The 631-nt window shown below is 64.3% G+C and carries 1 protein-coding gene; it reads left to right on the top strand.

Annotated elements, in window-relative coordinates; translation table 11 throughout:
* Positions 1–43: 43 nt before the first annotated feature.
* Positions 44–631 (top strand): transposase (locus ACFFWD_RS45330; protein ID WP_376973975.1); only part of this gene is annotated, 588 nt, incomplete at its 3' end.

The following is a 631-nucleotide window of genomic DNA, read 5'->3' as shown; positions in this document are numbered from 1 at the left end:
GGGTGTCGAGCCTGCCAGAACCTCTCAAGGAGAGCGATACGCCATGAACGAGACTAGCAATATTGTTGCCCTTCGTCAGCCCGACGAGATCGACGATCCACTGACCAATATTTTGCGAGCTGGTGCCCAGCAGCTTCTGGCGCAGGCCGTGGAGATCGAAGTCGAGACGTTTCTAGCCACGATGAAGGACTTGAAGCTCGCCGACGGGCGCGCCCGTGTCGTGCGGCATGGTTACGGCCCGGCGCGAATGATCCAGACCGGCATCGGCCCGGTCGAAGTGGCGCGAGCGAAGATACGGGACCGCGGGGCGTCCGGCGCTGGCGAGCGGATCCGGTTCAGCTCGGCGATCCTGCCGCTGTGGGCACGGCGCACCAGGAGTCTGGACGCGCTGTTGCCGGTGCTTTACCTGCGGGGCATTTCGACCGGCGACTTCCAGGAGGCGCTGACGGCCCTGCTGGGCAAGGACGCGCCGAATCTGTCGCCGGCAGTGATTGGCCGACTAACGGCCGAATGGCAGGGCGAGTACGAACGCTGGCAGAAGCGCGATCTGTCGGCGCGCCGATATGTGTATGTGTGGGCCGACGGCGTCTTCCTGCAGGCTCGCATGGAAGATCACGGCGAATGCATGCTG

This window comes from Bradyrhizobium erythrophlei, from assembly GCF_042430365.1.
In the GTDB taxonomy this organism is placed as follows: domain Bacteria; phylum Pseudomonadota; class Alphaproteobacteria; order Rhizobiales; family Xanthobacteraceae; genus Bradyrhizobium; species Bradyrhizobium erythrophlei.
The sequence above is the reverse complement of the archived record's forward strand: the minus strand, read 5'-3'. Positions and strand labels throughout refer to the sequence as shown.